Here is a 17,964-nt window from a genome sequence, read left to right as displayed (position 1 = left end):
ACCTGGGGGAGTGTCATGGCTGTTGAGCTGCTGGAATTCGAAGAACCCGTCGGGATCCTCCTGAAGGAGATCGAAGCGCTGAGCCTGATGCCGCGCACCGAGAGACGCGGCGAGGATATTGATCGGCTCAAGGGGCGCGCCGAGAGCCTGCGGGCCGAGATCTTCGCGAACCTGACGCCCTGGCAATGTGTGCTGGTGGCCCGGCACGCCGGCCGGCCCGGCACGTTGGATTACATCGAGAGTCTCTTTACGGATTTTACCGAAATCCACGGCGATCGTCGTTTCGCCGACGACAAGGCCATTGTCTGTGGGTCGGCCAGGTATCACGGTCAGCACGTGCTCGTGGTCGGGCACCAGAAAGGCGGCACGACGAAGGAAAAGATCGTGCGTAACTTCGGGTATGCGCGGCCGGAAGGCTATCGCAAGGCCATCCGGACGATGCGGATGGCCGAGAAGTTCGCCCGGCCGGTGATCGTGTTCGTGGACACGCCGGCGGCCTTTCCCGGGATCGAATCCGAAGAGCGGGGCGTGGCCGAGGCCATCGCGTACAACCTCCGGGAGATGGCCGTGCTCGACGTACCCATCGTGATCGCGATATGCGGCGAGGGCGGCAGCGGCGGCGCGCTGGGGATTGCGATCGGCGACCGCGTGATCATCCAGCAGTTCGCCATCTACAGCGTCATTCCGCCGGAAGGCTGCTCGGCCATCCTGTGGCGGGACTCCGCACGGAAGGTCGAGGCGGCCCAGGCGCTCAAGCTCACGGCGCCGGACCTCATCGGTCTCGGGATCGTGGACGAGATCGTGCCCGAACCGCTCGGCGGGGCCCATCAGAATCCCGCGGAGGCCGCCGAACTGCTTGATGGGGCGATCATGCGGACGTTGACCGAGATCAGCGGATGGTCATCGGAGGAACGGCTCGCCCGCCGCTACGACAAGTTCCGCGGCATGGGACGGCTCGGCGTGGATTTCGTCGACGGCGCCGTGGCTGCAGGTGCTCAGCCGGAATCACGATCCCGCTGATGGTGTCCTACGTCTGGGAGGAACTCTCTTGCGAGGATGCGCCGGTTCGCCTGTTGACCGAGGCCCTCGGGATATCGCCAGTGCTCGCCCGGCTGCTGTGTCTGCGTGGCCTGACGACTCCGGACGCGGCTGAGCGTTTTCTCCATCCTTCACTCGATCATCTCCACGATCCGTTTCGCCTGGATGGCATGCACGCGGCGGTTGACCGCCTGCTGGGAGCCATTGCCAACGGGGAGCGGATCGTCATTCACGGCGACTACGACGTCGACGGCATCACCTCCACCGTCATCCTGCGCCGGACGCTCGATATGCTTGGCGCCAACGTGGGGCACTTCGTGCCCGAACGTCTTCGAGACGGGTACGGTCTGAATACGCCGGCGATCGAGCGCCTCCACGCCGAGGGCGTTCGGCTCATCGTCTCGGTGGATTGCGGCATCCGCGGGATGGATGCGGGCCGCCGGGCGCGCGAACTGGGCGTCGATCTGATCATCACGGATCATCATGAGCCAGACGATGAGTTACCGGCTGCCGTGGCGATCATCAATCCCAGGCAACCGTCGTGCACGTATCCCGACAAGAACCTGGCCGGTGTCGGTGTCGCGCTGAAACTGGTGCAGGCGCTGTGCGCGCGAACCGGGCACGATCGGTGGCTGCCCGCGTGCGTGAAGATTGCCGCGATCGGGACCCTGGCTGATGTGGTCCCGCTGGTTGGTGAGAACCGGGTGATTGCCAAGCTCGGACTCGAGGCGTTGTCGCGCGGCCCCAACAAGGTCGGCCTGCGGGCGCTGATCGAGGCGTCGGGACTGACGGGCAAGACCATCGACAGCTATCACGTGGCGTTCATGATTGCGCCGCGGATCAACGCCGCCGGCCGCATGAGCACGCCGGACATCGCCATGCGCCTGCTGCTGGCGTCTGCCGAGAGCGAGGCCGCCGAGGCGCGCGAGCTGGCTTCGCAACTCAACCACGAGAACGAACGGCGTCAGCAGGAGGAGCGCGCCATCGTCGCCGAGGCGCGGCGCCTGGTGGAAAACGATCCGGATATCGGTGCGCGTTCGGTGCTCGTGGTCGCCGGGGACGGGTGGCATCGCGGCGTCATCGGTATCGTGGCGTCGAAGCTGGTCGACGTCTTTCACCGGCCGTCCATCGTCATATCCATTGATGGGGACGCTGCCCATGGGTCGTGCCGGAGTATTCCGGGATTCGACATGCTCGGCGCGCTCGAGGCGCACGCCGGATTTCTCGAGAAGTTCGGAGGGCATCGCGCGGCGGCCGGTCTGACCATGGAGTCGGGGAAGATCAAGGCGTTTCGACAGGCGGTGACCGGGTGGGCCGACGAGCGCCTCGGGCCTGACGATGTGCGTCCCAGGTTGAGACTCGACGCGGCGTTGCGGTTTCCGGAGATCAACGCGGGCCTGGTGGAGGCGCTGTCGGCCTTGGCGCCGTATGGGGCCGGCAACGCGAAACCGCTCTTCTGCGCGCGCGACGTCGTGGTGGCTGATGGTCCCCGCCGGCTGAAGGACCGACACCTGAGCCTGAGTCTGCGTCAGGATGGCGTGGCACTTCGCGGCGTGTTCTGGCGCAGCGCGGAGCGGGCATCTGAAATCGAACAGGCCCGTGCGGCACTGGACGTGGCGTTCTCGGTCGAGCAGAATACGTTCAACGGGACCACCCGGATCGAAGTGTCGTTGGCGGATGTGCGGGCGGCCGAACGAGGCGACCGATGAGTCGATGGCAACAATGGCTTCGTGCAGCCATCGCCGTGTTCGGCGTGGGCTTTGCCGCGGTCCTCTTCTTTGCGATTCGCGGGTCGAAGCCGCCCGTCGTGAATACGCAGAGTGTAGGCCGCCTCGACCGCACGGCCATCGCTGAAGTCACGAAGGGGTCGGTGCGGAGCCTGGGCGCCCAACAGGAGAATTATCAGATCGATTTCGACCATAGTCTCACCTACGAGGACGGCCGCCAGAAATTGGTCGCCCCACGCGTGTTTGTGCCTCAGCGCGACGGGCGCGACTTCCGGCTCAAGGGGAACGAAGCCGAGGCTGGTCCGAACCGGGAACAACTCGTGATGCGCGGAGCCATCGAATGGACGTCGAGCGATGGACTGGTGGCGCAGACCGACGAAGCCTCGTTCAATCAGAAGGAGGGTGTGCTCAGGGCGCCCCAGCACTTCTACTTCAGGCGGAACCGGCTGTCCGGATCGTCGACCGGGATGACGTACGACCGGAATCGTGAGGTCATCTGGTTCCTCGAGAGCGCGGTGCTGAAGATGGCACCGGAGAAGGCGGGCGGCGCTGTGACGACGATCGACGCGGGAGCGGCCAGTCTGGCACGCGGCGATCACTACGCGAGATTCGAGCGCGGATTCAAGCTGGTCAATGGCACGCGCGTGCTGGAGAGCGATACGGCGACGGCGTACCTGACCGATGACGACGCCAAGGTCACGTCTCTGGAGATGCGCGGGAATTCCCGAATCAGCGGCATGGGCGAAGGGGCGGGCGCGGTCAAGGGTATGCAGGCCGACGATGTGAACCTCGAGTTCGGCGACGATGGGCGGACACTGCAGGGCGCGACCCTGTCGCGCAACGCCGCGGTCGACATGGTGGACGCCTCGGCCGGCGGACGTCGCATCACGGCGGACTGGATTGATATCCGCCTCTCGCCAGACGGCAACACGGCTGCTGGATTGACCGCCCGCGACAACATGACGCTCACGCTGCCGGCCAGCAAGGAGGAGCCCGAGAGGGTGATCACGGCTGGTTCGCTGACGTCGAAGGGGGAGCCGGGCAAGGGGCTGACATCGGCGAAGTTCGTCGGCAATGTGGTGTACCGCGAGACCCGGCTAGCCGCGTCTGGTCCGGTCATCCGGCGGGTCACCGGGCGTGTGCTGGACCTTGCCACGCAGCCGGGGCTGGGCGATATCGACGAGGCGAAGTTCGCCGGAGGGGTGCGGTTTGATGAGGACCAGTTGCGGTCATCGTCGGGCATGGCGCGGTATCTGGTGAAGCGGAGCGTCGTCGAGTTGGATGGCAATGACGAGTCGACGGGACGGATGCCGCGGGTCTCGGACGGTCAGGTGACCATTGACGCCAAGACGATCGAGATGACAGTCGACACGCGCCAGGTGACGGCGAAGCAGGATGTGCGAAGCGTGATGGTGCCGGCGTCGACCAAAGGAACGGCCGCGACCGTGCACCGTGCCGCGATGTTGAAGCAGGATCAGCCGGTGTACGCCACCGCTGATCAGCTGGCGTACGACGGTCTGAAACATCTGGCGGTGTATACGAAGGATGCGCGGCTCTGGCAGGGCGATACGGCCATCTCCGGGGATACCGTCACCGTCGACGATGCCAGAGGCAACCTGAGTTCGAAGGGCAACGCCCGATCGACGCTGATGCTCGAGCAGACCGACCCCAAGACCAAGCGCGTGGATCGGATGTCGAGCATCGCGGTGGCCGACACGATGCACTACGAGGACGCGCAGCGCCGCGCCACGTATACGACCAACGCCCACGCATCGGGACCGCAGGGAGATCTTCACGCCGACAAGATCGAGATGTACCTCAAGGTGTCTGGCAGCGAGCTCGATCGGGTGGAGGCGTATGCGAACGTCACCACGCAGGATGGGATGCGCTTCGCCACAGGCGACCGGTTGACGTACTTTGCTGACGACGGCAAATACCTGATGCTCGGCGCGCCCGTCAAGGTGTGCGCGGACTCCCGGGAAACCACCGGCTGGAAATTGAGTTTCTCCAAGGATTCGAATACGATCACCGTCGACGGGAACGAGGAACACCGCACGCAGATGAAAAGTGGCGCGAAGTGCGGAGAGCCACGAAAAGACTGAATGGCCACGCTCCGCACTGACGCCCTCACCAAATCCTACGGCGGCCGCACGGTCGTCAAGGGCGTGAGTGTCGATGTCGCCTCGGGCGAAGTGGTCGGCCTGCTTGGACCCAACGGCGCGGGCAAGACGACGACGTTCTACATGACGGTCGGCCTGACGGCGCCTGATTCGGGCCGGGTGCTGCTGAACGGGAAGGACGTCACTGACGACCCGATGTACATCCGGGCCCGCAAGGGCATCGGGTACCTGCCGCAGGAACCGTCGGTGTTTCGCGGCCTCACGGTTCAGCAGAATATCTACGCGATTCTCGAGACGCTCCATATCAAGGGTGCCGAGCGGCGGGCTCGCCTCCGCGCGCTGCTGGCCGAGCTGAACCTGACGCCGCTGGCGGATGCGCCGGCCTACACGTTGTCGGGCGGTGAGCGCCGGCGCGTGGAGATCACCCGGGCGCTGGTCATCTCGCCGCAGTTCATCCTGCTCGACGAACCGTTTGCCGGCATCGATCCGATTGCCGTCTCGGACATTCAGAAAATCATCTTCCACCTCAAGGAACGCGGCATCGGCGTGCTCATCACCGACCATAACGTGCGGGAGACGCTGCGCATCACCGACCGTGCGTACATCGTCAACGACGGTGTGATTTTCAGAAGTGGAACCCCCGAGAGCCTCGCCGCGGACGAAGAAGTCCGGCGCATCTATCTGGGCGCGGATTTCCGGCTGGACTGACGGTACCCGAAGCACTACACTTCGGTACGAACCGCCATGGCGATCCAGCAGAAACTGCACACCAAACTCGTTCAAAAGCTGATCCTGACGCCGTCGTTGCAGCAGGCCATCAAGCTGTTGCCGATGTCCACGCTGGAACTGGCGGATCTCCTCAACCAGGAAGTCGTCGAGAATCCCATGCTGGAGGAAGTGTCGTCCGACGACACCCAGTCGTCGGACAACGCGTCCGCCGAGAAGACGGAGGGCGACGCTGAGGCGGCGACGCCGAAAGTCGACAACTGGGACGACAGCGACTACGCCTATTTCTTCGGCGACTACCTCGACGATGGCTACCGTCCCCGGACGCAGCAGGAAGTCAAGGAGCTGCCGCCCATCGAGAATACGTTGTCGACGAGCACCTCGCTCTCCGACCACCTCCAGTGGCAGCTGTCCCTGCAGGAGACCGACGAGACGATGCGGGCGATTGGCGACGCAATTATCGGCAACCTCGACGACGATGGGTACCTGGTGGCGTCGGTCGATGAGATCTCGACGATGGGGGGATGGAGCATCGAGGAGGTCGAGAAGGCCCTGCGGATCGTGCAGCGATTCGATCCGGTGGGTGTCGCCGCGCGTGATCTTCAGGAGTGCCTCGGGCTCCAGTTGCAGCACATCGGTCACGGCACGGTGGTGGCCGAGAAGATCGTGACCGAGTACCTGCGGCAGCTGCAGAACCACCAGGTGCCGGAAATCGCCAAGAAGCTCGGCCTGACAATCGACGAGGTCAAGGTACACGTCGAGCTGATTCGCCACCTCGATCCCAAGCCCGGCAGCCGGTTCAACCGGCCGGATTCCCATTACGTGATTCCCGACGTGTACGTCGTCAAGGTCGAGGATCAGTATGTGGCGGTGTTGAACGAAGAGGGATTGCCGCAGCTGCGGATCAGTCCGGTCTATCGGCGGCTGCTCGACAAGAGCGCCGAGAACACCGACGAGACACGGGCGTATGTGAAAGACAAGTTCCGTTCGGCGCTGTGGCTCATCAAGTCGGTCGAGCAGCGGCAGAAGACGATTCACAAGGTCGCGACCAGCATCATCACGTTCCAGCGGGATTTTCTCGACCAGGGGATCGAGTTCCTCCGGCCGTTGGTCCTGCGCGATGTGGCCAACGACATCGGCATGCACGAGTCGACGGTGAGCCGGGTGGTCACCAACAAGTACATGCACACGCCTCAGGGCGTGTTCGAGATGAAATACTTCTTCCACAGCGGGATCAGCAGTTCCTATGGCGAGAGCGTATCGTCGGTGACGATCAAACAGCGGATCAGGAAGATCATCGAGGCCGAGGACTTGCGGAAGCCGTTGAGCGATTCGAAGATCGTCAGCATCCTGCAGAAGGAGGGCCTGGTCCTGGCCCGCCGGACGATTGCGAAGTACCGCGAGGAATTGAAGATCCCCACATCCAATCAGCGCAAGATGCTCTATTGAGGCCATCATGCGACTCGCACTGACGGGTAGAGGCGTGGACATCACGCCGGAATTGCGCACGTTGGTGAAGCGAAAGCTCGCCCGGCTGGAGCGCGTGGTGAACGACAAGGGCGTGTCCGGCCAGGTCGAACTGCGGCTCGAGAAGTTCCGACGCGTGAGCGAGCTGCACGTGCACGTTCGCGGCGGGCACCTGTTCCAGGCCACCGCGGCGGCGACCACCTGGGAGATCTCGCTGGCCGAGGCGGCAGACAAAATCGTGCAACAGGTCCAGAAACTGAAGGGAAAATGGCAGGAACGCAAGCGGGATGCACGGCCCGCTCGGCGGCTCGCCGACACGGCGATGCCTGCCGCCCAGGTGCGGCGCATCGTGCGCGCGCGGCGCTACGAGGTGCGGGCGCTCACGCTCGAAGAGGCGGCACAGGAAGTGGGGCCGTCGGCCGATGCCTTCGTCGTGTTCAGAAACCTGGGCACTGATGCCATCAGCGTGCTGTACCGACGCAAGGATGGCGATCTCGGCCTGATCGAGCCGCAGGCCTGACCATCATGGCCGCGGACCCTCCGCCGATGCCTTCGGCAGGTCACAGCGTGACAGTCGGCGGGTTGCTTCGCATCCGGTCGGACGGGTTCAACCTCGGCCTCGAACTCCTGGCTGGTCGCGAGGGGCTGGGACGACCCATCCTCAGTCCGTATGTGTTAAAGACCGGCCTCGCGCTCGCCGGCTTCGACGCCTATCTTCAGCCTGGCCGTGTGCTCGTGTTCGGCGCGAGCGAGATCGGCTATCTCGCCAGCCTCGCGCCCGAGGCCCGCGTGCTGAGCCTTGCACGGACGCTGCGGCATGACATTCCGTGCGTGATGGTCACCGGCGGCAACGCCGTGCCAGACGAGCTGCCGATCGAGGCCGAGCGGGCGGCGGTGCCGGTGCTGCGCACCCGGCTCTCTACACCCATCGCCATCGCCAAACTGACCAGCTATCTCGAGGACATTCTCGCGGAGCGCACGATCCTTCACGCCGTGCTCATGGACCTGCTTGGTCTGGGCGTGCTCATCGTCGGCGAGAGCGGCATCGGCAAGAGCGAGTGCGCCATGGACCTGATTCTGCGGGGGCACCGCCTCGTCGCCGACGATACGGTGGAGGTGAGGCGTCGCGCCGAGTCGGTGCTGATTGGGACGTGCCCGGATCTGACCCGCTTCCACATGGAGATTCGGGGGCTCGGCGTCGTCAACGTCAAGGATCTGTTTGGCGTGGCGTCCACCCGTTCGTCGAAGCGTGTGGAACTGGTGGTGCAGCTGGAGCGCTGGGAGGTGGGCCGCCAGTACGACCGCCTCGGCCTCGACGACGAGTTCTTCGACATCCTGGGCCTGAGAGTGCCGCTGATCCGTATGCCGGTCGCGCCGGGGCGAAGCGTGGGAAACCTGGTCGAGGTCGCGGCGCGGAACCAGCTGCTGCGCTCGCGCGGGTTGAACGCGGCGCAGCGCCTTGCCGATCGCCTTGACCGGCAGTTGAAGGACGGGAAGGAAGGCACGGCGGACCCCGACGAGGATGTCGACGGCCTGGGCGATGGAGACATCGACACATGAAGGCGGGGAAGCGGGCGAACGGCGTGGGCGCGCGTGTGGCGGAGGCGCGTTTTGTCATTCTGACAGGGTTGTCCGGCTCCGGGAAGTCGCATGCGATTCGCGCGCTCGAGGACCTCGGCTATTTCTGCGTCGACAACCTGCCGATGACGCTGGTCGCCACGATGGCGTCGCTGGCGAGCCGGGCCGGGTCAGACCTCGAGAAGGTGGCGATCGTGGTGGACGTCCGGGAAGGGGTCCAGCTGTCGGAGTTCCCGAGCGTGTTTCGACGGGTGCGCCGGATTCGGGGTCTGAAGCCGGTGCTGATCTACCTGGACGCGAACGACGACACCCTGGTTCGTCGCTTCAGCGAGACGCGCCGGCCGCACCCGCTCGCGCACGACCGGCCGATCCTCCAGGGCATTCGCGAAGAGCGGCGGTTGCTGCGGCCGATCCGCAGGCTGGCCGACGAGATCATTGACACCAGCGCGTTCACCGTGCACGAACTGCGCGAGGCGTTCCTGTCGATGTCGCGCCAGAGTGGCCGCGCCTCGCGGATGCAGGTCACGTTCCTGAGCTTCGGGTTCAAGCACGGGGTGCCCCCCGAGAGCGACCTGGTCTTCGACGTGCGGTTCCTGCCGAATCCGCATTTCGTACCCCGGTTCCGGCGGATGAGCGGCCGTGATGACGGTGTCGTGAGCTTCATGAACAGCCATCCCGTGACGCTTGATACCATCGTGCGGTTCACGACGCTGCTGAAGTTCCTCATTCCCCTCTATGCGCACGAAGGCAAGAGTTATCTGACGGTGTCGATTGGGTGCACGGGCGGCCGCCATCGGTCCGTCTACGTGGCCGAGATCCTGCGGAAGACGATTGGGCCGATTGAGGGCGCGCGGTACCACGTGCGGCATCGCGACATGGGGTTGGGCGGGTGAGGCGCGCACAGGTGCAAAGGCGCGTCACAAGGAGACAACGGTGATTGGCGTAGTGGTGGTCACGCATGGGCAGCTCGCGACAGAGTTGTTGAATGCCGCCGAGGCGATTATCGGAGACCTGCCGCAGTTCGCGGCCGTCTCGATCGGCTGGCACGACAACACGGATGACGCGCGCGAGGAGATCAGCCGGGCGATCGCCCGTTTTCAGAGTGACGGCGGGGTGCTCGTCCTCACAGACATGTTCGGCGGCACGCCGACGAACCTGAGTCTGACGTTTCTGGAAACCGACAAGGTCGAGATCGTGACCGGTGTCAACCTGCCCATGCTCATTAAACTCGCCGGGCTGCGTCAGTCGAAGGATCTGCTTGCCGTCGCACGCGAGCTCCGAGAAACGGGCCGGAGTGCCATCCATGTCGCCTCCGATCTGATGCGAGGGGAGACCAAGATCTGACATGGTGGCCAGGACCGTTGTGGTCAACAACCTGCTGGGCCTGCACGCCAGGGCGGCTGCCCGGTTCGTGCACCTGGCTGGAACCTTCCAGGCACGTGTGACCGTCACGCGCGGCGCGCGCGCGGTGGACGGCAAGAGCATTCTCGGCATCCTGCTGCTGGCGGCGTCGCGGGGCACCGCCATCGCTCTGAGCGTGGAGGGTCCCGACGAGCACGCCGCGCTCGACGCGCTCTGCGGGCTGGTCGAGGCGGGGTTCGGGGAGTCCGCGTGAACGCGCTGACTGGCATCGCCGTTTCGCCAGGAATCGTCTGGGGGCCGGCGGCCCTGCTGGTGCAGGACTCCGTGACGCTGCGGTATGTCATCACGCCGGCGCACGTCGCGCGGGAGATCGCCCGGCTGGACGCCGCACGGGAAGCGACCCGCCGGCAACTGGAACGCATTCATGCCCGGGTGCTGGCATCGGCCGGACCGGACCTCGCGTACCTGTTTCAGGCGCAGCTCCTCATGCTCGATGACCAGCTCCTGGTGCCGCGGGCGCAGGCGATCGTGTCGGCCGAGCGCCTCAATGCCGAGTGGGCGGTGGAGCGCGCGTTCGAGGAATTCTCCGCGATCTTCATGGACGTCGAGGACGGCTACCTTCGCGAGCGCCGGGGCGACGTCGCTGATGTGATCGGCCGGCTGCGCCGGAACCTCGTGCCGATGCCACGGCGGACGGGTGAGTTGAGTCTGAATCTGGACGAGCCGTCCATCCTGGTGGCCGGCGAACTGCCGCCGTCGGTCGCGGGCCAGTTGGACCGCAACCGCGTGATCGGCCTGGCGATGGATGCCGGAAGCCGGACGGATCACTCGGCGATCCTCGCCCGGTCGTTGCGATTGCCGACCGTGGCTAGTCTCCGGGTGGCGACGCAACTGGCGAGCCCGGGCGTCCTCATTCTGCTGGACGGATATTCCGGCGACGTCGTGATCGATCCCGATCACGCGATGATCGATCGCGCCCGGGCCAAGGCCGAGCGCAAGTGGGTGTCGGTGCCCGTGGCCCGGCACCTGGTTCAGCCGGCCTCAACCGCTGACGGGGTGGCCATTCGCTTCGACGCCAACATCGAACTGCCGGATGAGATCGACGTCGCTCGTGCCAACGGCGCCGAAGGTGTCGGTTTGTTTCGCTCGGAGTTCATGCTGGGCGGGCGGACCCTCGACTCGGTCGGCGAACAGGAGCAATACGAGGCATACAGAAATCTGGTCGAACGGATGGCGCCCCACCCCGTCACCATTCGCACGTTCGATGTCGATGAGAGCCGGATGGCTGGCCGTCCAGGGGATCGTCCACCTGAGGGCAGCGCGGAGCCTTCTCGAGGACCGCTAGGCTTGAGGGCGATCCGCCTGTGCCTCAGCAGGCCGGATGTGTTCGGCACGCAGCTGCGGGCGCTCGCGCGCGCCGCCCGCCACGGGCCACTCAGAGTGCTGTTTCCGTTTGTGGCGTCGGTCGACGAACTGCGGCAGGCCAGGGTCGCGCTGTTCGACGCTGGCCTTGCTGTGGCGTCCGGCCGGGGCGACCAGGCCCCTTCTATCGCGGTCGGCGCCATGATCGAGGTGCCCTCCGCCGCCATGACGGTGGACCTGCTGGCGGCCGAAGCGGATTTCTTCAGCATCGGCACCAATGACCTCATCCAGTACACGCTCGCCGTGGATCGCACCGATGGCCGGGTGGCGCGGCTCTATGAGCCCCTGCATCCTGCGGTCCTGCGACTCGTGCGCGCCGTGACGCGCGCAGCTGGGCGATGGGGAAGGCCCGTTGCGGTGTGCGGAGAGATGGCCTCCGATCCCGCAGCCCTGATCGCGTTGCTGGGACTTGGCGTGACCAGCTTCAGCATGAGTCCAGCGCTGATTCCCGCGGCGCGCCAGATCGTGCGAGAGGTGTCGCTCAGCGACGTACGGCGCGTCGTTGCACGAGCGCTCAGGCTCGCGTCAGCCCAGCAGATTGCGGCACATCTGTTGTCGGCCTACCCGGGCATCATCAAGCGGAGCAATGGCCGGACTACCCAATCCGGCGTGGAAGGAGACAACGGTGAGCGGTGAGATTCGGCCGGGCGTCACAAGAGTCGAGAAGCCGTGGGGCTACGAGCTGCTGTGGGCGAAGACAGAACAGTATGTCGGAAAGGTCATTCACGTGGCGGCAGGCCATGCCTTGAGCCTGCAGTACCACAACAAGAAGACCGAGACGATCTATCTCCACTCAGGCAGGCTCCTATTCGAGATCCAGGAGGGAGACAAGCTGGTCGGCCGCCAGATGCACCCGGGTGACCGGATCCACGTACCTGCCGGAACGGTGCATCGCATGACCGCCGTCGACGACGTCGACATCTTCGAGGTCTCCACGCCAGAGCTGGACGACGTCGTGAGACTCGAGGACCGGTACGGCAGAGCGGACAAATAAGGGCGCAATCAATTGCGCCCGCCGGCTGCTTCTCCTAGAACGGAATATCGTCGGCGTTGACGTCCGGCGACTGGCCAAGTTCGTCATCCACCGGACTTTCCGTGCGGGCCGGCATCGACGATCCCTGGCCGGGGCTGCCGAGCAGGACCACCCGGTCGGCTGAGACCTCCGGCGTGTACCGGGTTTTTCCCTCGCGGTCGGTCCACGTCTGAATCGACAGGCGCCCCTCGACCAGGATCGTCTTGCCCTTCAAGAGGTGCGGCGACAAGGTCTCAGCCTGCCGACCCCAGATCTTGATCCGGTACCACTCGGTTCCCGGCTTCCCGCGTTCGTCCTTCTTCTGCCAGTCCTCGACGGCCAGGCTGGCCGACGCCACCTGTTTGCCCTGCGGGGTTGCCCGCAATTCGGCGTCCCTGCCCAGATTGCCGACGAGAATGATCTTGTTGTAGCTGTTCGCCATGCCTGTTCCTTCCGGCCCGCCCGCGATTGCGGAAGCGGATCTGATCAGCGGTTACTTCCCTGATCGACTCAGTTGATCGAGGGCCTGTTTGGCCAGCCGGCCCGCATCACTGTCCGGGTAGTTCTTCACCACAAAATCGAATGACTCGCGGGCCTGCGGAATCTGGCCGAGCGTCTTCAGCGCAAGCCCACGCTTGTAGTACGTATCGGGCAGCGTATTGCTCGACACGTAGTTCGAGATCACCCGATCGTAGGCGGCCACCGCCTCGCGGAATCGGCCCGAGCTATAGTACGTCTCGCCGATGTAGTACTGCGCGTCGTCGACCAGATCGCTTTTCGGAAACGTCTTGATGTAGGTTTCGAAGCCATAAATGGCGAGACTCCACTGGCCCGCATAGTAGTCGGCCCGAGCCGATTCGAACAGGCGCTGCGGCGATACGCCGGGGTTGGCGGGCGGTGTCGTGGGCGGGTTCTGCGCCGCGGCCGACGGGTCGACGACCGGGGGCACCGCCGCTGGCACGGACGCGGGCGGGTTGGCCGCCTGGGCCACCCGAACCGCGTCGACCTCCTGCGATAGCGACCCGAGCCGGACGTTGTTCTCGTCGACCCTTTCGCGAACCACGCGGAGGTCAGTTGCGACCCCCTCCACAATCAACTTTTGATCCGCAAATGCCTTGCGGGCGGTGCCGGCCTGTTCGTCCAGGCGCGCCGATACCGTCTTGAGCGCGTCGGTCAGGGCCGTCAGGTTTGCCTGGAGCATTTGTGTTTGCTGCTGGAGGATGCGGAGATCAGCCATCATCTGCAGATGCTCTTTGTTGGCAGCCTCGAGCGGCACCGAGGTGGCGACGGTCAGCAGCACGATTCCCAGAGTCAGCAGGCGGACTGGTTGCTTCATGATGTCATCTCGCTTGTCGAACCGTTACTTCGTCGTAATCACGAAATGGGCCCGACGATTCTTCGCCCACGCCGATTCGGCATGGGCGGGATCGAACGGGAATTCCTTGCCGTAACTGACAATGTGCAGGCGTTCGGCCGAGATGCCGAGCGATACCAGGTATGTCCGTGCCGCGGCGGCGCGCCGTTCGCCGAGCGCGCTATTGTATTCGGCCGTCCCACGCTCGTCGCAGTGGCCTTCGACCGTGACGGCCCACGCCGGATACTTGCGCAGCACGGCGGCATTGGCATCGAGCGCCGTGCGTGCGGCCGCGCTCACCTCAGCGCTGTCGTACTCAAAGAACGCGGGTTGCAGAGGCGATTCGCGATTGAGGTCGTCAATCGATCGCGACGCCATGGGATCGTCAGTCATCCTCGGCGTCACCAGGGGCGACTCGGTGACAGAAACCGGCGTCGGCGCGGGCGGCGTCAGCGGGACGACGTCTGTCATCGGTGTCGTGGTTGTCGGAGGCTGAACCGGCTGTGCGACCGGGGGCTTCTTGGCGCCGCACGCTCCACTCAGCACTAGGGCCACGGTCACCGCGACAAGCCACCCGCCGTTCGACACCCATCGGCTATGCATTGATTTCATCTCCGTACCTACGGTCCCGCTACCTGGACCAATCGGGCGTCTGATTATTGCCGACCGTGGTCACTTGTTTCAGTCCCTGGCCGTCCCGGCCAATTGTGAAGATCTGTCGTTTCCCGCCGCGCGTGGACGAGAACGCCACGTGCCGGCCATTGGGCGCGTAACTCGGGCTTTCGTTACTGCCTTCGCCGGACGTCAACTGTCTGACCTCCTGGGTCGCCAGCGTGTAGACCTTGATATCGTACCCCGAGCCTGTCCGCGATGCATACGCGATTTCGTTGAACGGTGCGGGCGACCACGTGGGACGGTCGCAATAGGATTCGTTCGTCAGTTTGCGGACATTCAGGCCGTCGACGTCGATGACGTAGATCTGCGGCGTCCCGCCGCGATCGGACGTGAACGCGATCTGGGTGCCGCTCGGAGACCACGTGGGCGTCGTATTGTTGGCCGGGTTGTTGGTGAGGCGCCGGAGACTTGAGCCGTCCCGGTTCATCACGTACAACTCGGGGTGCCCATCGCGCGTCGACGTAAAGCACAGCTTGGTGCCATCCGGCGACCACGCCGACAGCCAGTTCTGATATTTCCCCCCGGTGGGCGTCTCGAGGACTCCCTGATAGATCAGCGACAGATAGATGTCGGGGAATCCCGTGCGATACGACGTGTATGCGATCGTCCGGGCATCGGGAGACCAGGTCGGATAGAGATTCAGGGTCTTCGAGACGGTGACGCGCCGCTGATTCGCGCCATCGTAGTCGGAAATGTAGATCTCTTTGACCCCACGCTGTTGCACGGTGCCCGCCATCCGATCGCCATCACGATCGGACGAGAACGCGAGCTTCGTGCGCGCGACGCCACGCAGCGCCCGCTGCGCTTGGTGAATCTCGTCGGCCGCGGTGTGCGCGTACACACGCGGGTTCGATGTCGACCCACTGTACTCGCGAGCCATGGCCGACCGGCCGGATCGCACCTCAAGCAGCCGAACCTCAACACGGAAGGTGGTGGGGCCGGTCTTTTCGACGCTGCCCATCACCAGCGCGTCAGCACCCAGCTCACGCCATCGATCAAACGGCACGGTCTGCATCGAGGTTGCCGCCGGGATGGATCGGTACGTGTCACGCGGGACCATGTAGAACTCGCGCTCGAAGGCGAGATCGTCCCACAGCACGGCGCCCAGCAGTCTGGCGGCATCGGCGGTCTCCGCATCGGCCGTGCGCGCAATGAAATCAGGAACGGCATAACGCGGCCGTGCGCCAGGCTCGCCGCTCAGGCTCAGCACGATCTCGGACTGCTGCTGGGGCGGCTGCGCCTGCGGAGGCGGTGTCTGGAGCGACTCCAGGCGCGAAGCCGCGGGGAACGGCGTGGTCGCGGCCAGGATGAACAGGGCCACGCCAGCCGCGCACGCAACGAGTGAAGAGGTTCGATGGCGCATCATCACCGCTGATAGGGAAAACGAAGGTGGACCGTCAGGTGATCCTCAGGAAACGCCGAGGGCAGCGGCGGCAACCGCTGCGTCAGGAACAACGCCCGCTGCGCGGTCAGATCGAGCGCCGCGTACCCGCTGGACCGTTCAAGCTCAATCTCGGTGAGGCGTCCGTCTCGCAGAACGCGGAACTTCACGAGCGTCTCACCGGCCACTTCCTGGCGCGCATTCCAATTGCCCTGCACCAGTTGCACCATCGTCACCAGGTAGTCAGGGCAGCAGAAGTTGGCGACGTCGAGGTACCCACCTTGTCCGGCTCCTCCGCCTGTCGAGAGTCCACCAAACCCAAGGCCGCGGTTCGGATTCGGACTCGTCTGCGCCGCATCTCCCCCGAACGGCACTCGCGGGGGTGTGATCGCCGCAGAAGGCGGCGCCTCAATGGTCGGCCGCGTGGGTGGACGCGGCGTCGGCTTCACCGGCTTGGTCGCCCGCTCAGGCAACACCATCGCCGGTGGCTTGGCTGTCGGAGGCATGATGACGTTCGCCGGCTTCACCGGCTCAGGCAATGTGGCGATGCCTTGCGATGGCCTGCTCATCATCGTCATCCCGCCCGCCCGTGGACCTGGGACGCCGCCGAGCGAGATCGTCATGACAGGCTGAAGATCCTGCGCGGAGCGGGGAGGACCAAGCACCGGGAAGAGGAGGAGCACGGCGATCAACGCACCGTGCGCCACCAGGGAGACCGTGACCATGCGCGGCAGCCCCTGCACATCGTGCGCGCGCTCGATGAGCACGCTGGTGACGGGCTCCATCGCTAGCGTTCCTCCGGCAGCCTCAGCACGATGCCGATCTTCTCCACGCCGGCTTCCTTGAGCCGGTCCATCACTTCGATCAGTTCCTGCAGCAGGATGCCGCCGTCGCCGCGCAGAAACACATCGCGATCGGCGCGCCCATCGGTCGCCTGCCGGATGCGTTCGGCGAGCAGCTCAACGCGGACGGGCTCGTCGCCAAGTCTGACCGTGTGATTCTGGCGGTAGCTGAGAGGCACCGTCACGAAGATGCGTTCGTCGGTAATGGCCGCTGACCGCCGCGACACAGGCAGATTGACGTCGACACCACGCTGCAGCATCGGCGCGGTGACCATGAAGATGATGAGCAGGACGAGCATTACGTCGACCAGCGGGACGACGTTGATCTCGGCGAGCGACGAGGATACACGGCGAACTCTTCCGCCGCGTCCGATCGAGACACTCTCAGTTGGACTGACATTTGCCATGGCGCGCCGCCCCCCGGGCGACCCGACCTATGTGAAGTTGCGTTCCGCGATGTTCAGGAACTCGAGCGAAAAATCATCCATGCTCGACGTCAATCGCTTCACGTCCGCCACGAAGTGGTTGTAGAAGTACACAGCCGGGATGGCGGCGAACAGCCCCGCGGCTGTCGCAATGAGGGCCTCCGCGATCCCCGGCGCCACCACACCGAGGTTGGTGGAGCCGACGCTGGCAATCCGCTGGAACGACGTCATGATGCCCCACACGGTTCCAAACAACCCGATAAACGGTGAGATGCTGGCCGTCGTCGCCAGCACCGACAGATTGCGTTCGATCCTGGTCACTTCCACGGCAGCCGCTCTCAGCAGCGCACGATCAACGGCAGACAGGCTCTTCAGCATTGGACGAGCGGGAGGCCCTCCAGGACTGGCCGGAGGCTGTGCGGACTGCCTCAACTGGGTGTTCAACTCGGCGTAGCCGGCCTGAAAAATCCCGACCAACGGGCTGGCCGCGAAACTCTGGCAGACGGCATGGACCTCGGAGAACTTCGAACTGCGCCGGAAGACAACCAGGAATCGGGCGGTCTGTGTCTGGATCCGATAGAAATGCCATAGCTTGTGGAGGATAATCCCCCAGGAGACGACCGAGAACGCGGCCAGGATGAGCAGGACGAATTTCGCGACGGCTCCCGACCGAAGCACCAGTTCGATGACGCCGTCGCCGGCAATGGAATTGGCAGTCACGCTTTCGTACCCCTCCCGGATGTCCGGTTGCGGCCACGGGTGGCAAATGTGCAGGCGACCGGCCCGCGAGCGGGCGCCGACAGCAAACTCGATGAAGCGTACCATGGCAGTCGAA

19 protein-coding genes are annotated in these 17,964 nt (G+C 64.8%); 12 read left to right on the top strand and 7 right to left on the bottom strand.

Annotated elements, in window-relative coordinates:
- Positions 1 to 15 precede the first annotated feature (15 nt).
- From NT151_11095 to NT151_11040, 12 genes are read left to right on the top strand one after another with little or no spacing between them, the layout of a single operon-like run.
- Positions 16 to 1,020, top strand: a complete 1,005-nt coding sequence (locus NT151_11095; GenBank protein MCX6539460.1) for an acetyl-CoA carboxylase carboxyltransferase subunit alpha — start codon at positions 16 to 18, stop codon at positions 1,018 to 1,020.
- A complete protein-coding gene (gene recJ / locus NT151_11090) occupies positions 1,020 to 2,747 on the top strand; it encodes a single-stranded-DNA-specific exonuclease RecJ (protein ID MCX6539459.1) in 1,728 nt (575 codons plus the stop codon). Before NT151_11095 ends, recJ begins: the two co-directional genes overlap by 1 nt.
- Positions 2,744 to 4,867: a hypothetical protein gene (locus tag NT151_11085; protein MCX6539458.1), complete on the top strand. Its 2,124-nt coding sequence runs from the start codon at positions 2,744 to 2,746 to the stop codon at positions 4,865 to 4,867. The genes recJ and NT151_11085 overlap by 4 nt, the downstream gene beginning before the upstream one ends.
- Entirely contained in the window at positions 4,868 to 5,593 is a 726-nt protein-coding gene (gene lptB, locus NT151_11080; protein ID MCX6539457.1) for an LPS export ABC transporter ATP-binding protein, read from the top strand.
- Positions 5,594 to 5,629: 36 nt separating this feature from the next.
- The gene (gene rpoN, locus NT151_11075) at positions 5,630 to 7,060 is read left to right on the top strand and encodes an RNA polymerase factor sigma-54 (protein ID MCX6539456.1); all 1,431 of its coding nucleotides are present in this window, start codon (positions 5,630 to 5,632) and stop codon (positions 7,058 to 7,060) included.
- Positions 7,061 to 7,067: 7 nt separating this feature from the next.
- Positions 7,068 to 7,598, top strand: coding sequence for a ribosome-associated translation inhibitor RaiA (gene raiA, locus NT151_11070; GenBank protein ID MCX6539455.1), 531 nt, complete (start codon positions 7,068 to 7,070; stop codon positions 7,596 to 7,598).
- A 5-nt stretch (positions 7,599 to 7,603) separates the two neighbouring features.
- Positions 7,604 to 8,638 (top strand): HPr(Ser) kinase/phosphatase, encoded by a 1,035-nt coding sequence (hprK, locus tag NT151_11065; protein MCX6539454.1) that lies wholly within the window; start codon positions 7,604 to 7,606, stop codon positions 8,636 to 8,638.
- The gene (rapZ, locus tag NT151_11060) at positions 8,635 to 9,549 is read left to right on the top strand and encodes an RNase adapter RapZ (protein ID MCX6539453.1); all 915 of its coding nucleotides are present in this window, start codon (positions 8,635 to 8,637) and stop codon (positions 9,547 to 9,549) included. Before hprK ends, rapZ begins: the two co-directional genes overlap by 4 nt.
- A 40-nt stretch (positions 9,550 to 9,589) precedes the next feature.
- Complete coding sequence (locus NT151_11055) at positions 9,590 to 10,000, top strand: PTS sugar transporter subunit IIA (GenBank protein ID MCX6539452.1); 411 nt, start codon at positions 9,590 to 9,592, stop codon at positions 9,998 to 10,000.
- A 1-nt stretch (position 10,001) separates the two neighbouring features.
- Complete coding sequence (locus tag NT151_11050) at positions 10,002 to 10,271, top strand: HPr family phosphocarrier protein (protein ID MCX6539451.1); 270 nt, start codon at positions 10,002 to 10,004, stop codon at positions 10,269 to 10,271.
- Positions 10,268 to 12,076 (top strand): phosphoenolpyruvate--protein phosphotransferase, encoded by a 1,809-nt coding sequence (gene ptsP, locus NT151_11045; GenBank protein ID MCX6539450.1) that lies wholly within the window; start codon positions 10,268 to 10,270, stop codon positions 12,074 to 12,076. The genes NT151_11050 and ptsP overlap by 4 nt, the downstream gene beginning before the upstream one ends.
- Positions 12,066 to 12,434, top strand: coding sequence for a cupin domain-containing protein (locus tag NT151_11040; GenBank protein MCX6539449.1), 369 nt, complete (start codon positions 12,066 to 12,068; stop codon positions 12,432 to 12,434). Before ptsP ends, NT151_11040 begins: the two co-directional genes overlap by 11 nt.
- A 34-nt stretch (positions 12,435 to 12,468) precedes the next feature.
- On the opposite strand, the gene ssb is transcribed toward NT151_11040, so the two are convergent.
- The 7 genes from ssb to NT151_11005 are packed head-to-tail and all read right to left on the bottom strand — an operon-like array spanning position 12,469 to position 17,849.
- Positions 12,469 to 12,894, bottom strand: a complete 426-nt coding sequence (gene ssb / locus NT151_11035; protein ID MCX6539448.1) for a single-stranded DNA-binding protein — start codon at positions 12,892 to 12,894, stop codon at positions 12,469 to 12,471.
- Positions 12,895 to 12,945: 51 nt separating this feature from the next.
- Positions 12,946 to 13,788, bottom strand: a complete 843-nt coding sequence (gene ybgF / locus NT151_11030; protein MCX6539447.1) for a tol-pal system protein YbgF — start codon at positions 13,786 to 13,788, stop codon at positions 12,946 to 12,948.
- Between the two features lie 24 nt (positions 13,789 to 13,812).
- On the bottom strand, positions 13,813 to 14,409 hold the full coding sequence (gene pal / locus NT151_11025; protein MCX6539446.1) for a peptidoglycan-associated lipoprotein Pal: 597 nt from the start codon (positions 14,407 to 14,409) through the stop codon (positions 13,813 to 13,815).
- Between the two features lie 28 nt (positions 14,410 to 14,437).
- Positions 14,438 to 15,847: a hypothetical protein gene (locus tag NT151_11020; GenBank protein ID MCX6539445.1), complete on the bottom strand. Its 1,410-nt coding sequence runs from the start codon at positions 15,845 to 15,847 to the stop codon at positions 14,438 to 14,440.
- Positions 15,847 to 16,647 carry a TonB family protein gene (locus NT151_11015; protein MCX6539444.1) on the bottom strand — a complete coding sequence of 267 codons (801 nt, stop codon included), beginning with the start codon at positions 16,645 to 16,647 and terminating at the stop codon, positions 15,847 to 15,849. The genes NT151_11020 and NT151_11015 overlap by 1 nt, the downstream gene beginning before the upstream one ends.
- A 2-nt stretch (positions 16,648 to 16,649) precedes the next feature.
- Positions 16,650 to 17,111: a biopolymer transporter ExbD gene (locus tag NT151_11010; protein MCX6539443.1), complete on the bottom strand. Its 462-nt coding sequence runs from the start codon at positions 17,109 to 17,111 to the stop codon at positions 16,650 to 16,652.
- Between the two features lie 27 nt (positions 17,112 to 17,138).
- The gene (locus tag NT151_11005; GenBank protein MCX6539442.1) at positions 17,139 to 17,849 is read right to left on the bottom strand and encodes a MotA/TolQ/ExbB proton channel family protein; all 711 of its coding nucleotides are present in this window, start codon (positions 17,847 to 17,849) and stop codon (positions 17,139 to 17,141) included.
- Between the last annotated feature and the right edge of the window lie 115 nt (positions 17,850 to 17,964).

The sequence above is a fragment of the Acidobacteriota bacterium genome, assembly GCA_026393675.1.
Taxonomy (GTDB): Bacteria; Acidobacteriota; Vicinamibacteria; order Vicinamibacterales; family JAKQTR01; genus JBAXOX01.
Note: the sequence above shows the minus strand (reverse complement) of the source record. Positions and strands in the feature narration are given on the sequence as shown.

Bases quoted from the DNA above. Each gene is read 5' to 3' on its own strand.
- pal (MCX6539446.1), bottom strand. From the start codon at position 14,409: ATGCATAGCCGATGGGTGTCGAACGGCGGGTGGCTTGTCGCGGTGACC.
- raiA (MCX6539455.1), top strand. From the start codon at position 7,068: ATGCGACTCGCACTGACGGGTAGAGGCGTGGACATCACGCCGGAATTG.
- NT151_11010 (MCX6539443.1), bottom strand. From the start codon at position 17,111: ATGGCAAATGTCAGTCCAACTGAGAGTGTCTCGATCGGACGCGGCGGA.
- NT151_11095 (MCX6539460.1), top strand. From the start codon at position 16: ATGGCTGTTGAGCTGCTGGAATTCGAAGAACCCGTCGGGATCCTCCTG.
- recJ (MCX6539459.1), top strand. From the start codon at position 1,020: ATGGTGTCCTACGTCTGGGAGGAACTCTCTTGCGAGGATGCGCCGGTT.
- NT151_11085 (MCX6539458.1), top strand. From the start codon at position 2,744: ATGAGTCGATGGCAACAATGGCTTCGTGCAGCCATCGCCGTGTTCGGC.
- lptB (MCX6539457.1), top strand. From the start codon at position 4,868: ATGGCCACGCTCCGCACTGACGCCCTCACCAAATCCTACGGCGGCCGC.
- NT151_11015 (MCX6539444.1), bottom strand. From the start codon at position 16,647: ATGGAGCCCGTCACCAGCGTGCTCATCGAGCGCGCGCACGATGTGCAG.
- rpoN (MCX6539456.1), top strand. From the start codon at position 5,630: ATGGCGATCCAGCAGAAACTGCACACCAAACTCGTTCAAAAGCTGATC.
- hprK (MCX6539454.1), top strand. From the start codon at position 7,604: ATGGCCGCGGACCCTCCGCCGATGCCTTCGGCAGGTCACAGCGTGACA.
- NT151_11020 (MCX6539445.1), bottom strand. From the start codon at position 15,847: ATGATGCGCCATCGAACCTCTTCACTCGTTGCGTGCGCGGCTGGCGTG.
- ybgF (MCX6539447.1), bottom strand. From the start codon at position 13,788: ATGAAGCAACCAGTCCGCCTGCTGACTCTGGGAATCGTGCTGCTGACC.
- NT151_11050 (MCX6539451.1), top strand. From the start codon at position 10,002: ATGGTGGCCAGGACCGTTGTGGTCAACAACCTGCTGGGCCTGCACGCC.
- rapZ (MCX6539453.1), top strand. From the start codon at position 8,635: ATGAAGGCGGGGAAGCGGGCGAACGGCGTGGGCGCGCGTGTGGCGGAG.
- ssb (MCX6539448.1), bottom strand. From the start codon at position 12,894: ATGGCGAACAGCTACAACAAGATCATTCTCGTCGGCAATCTGGGCAGG.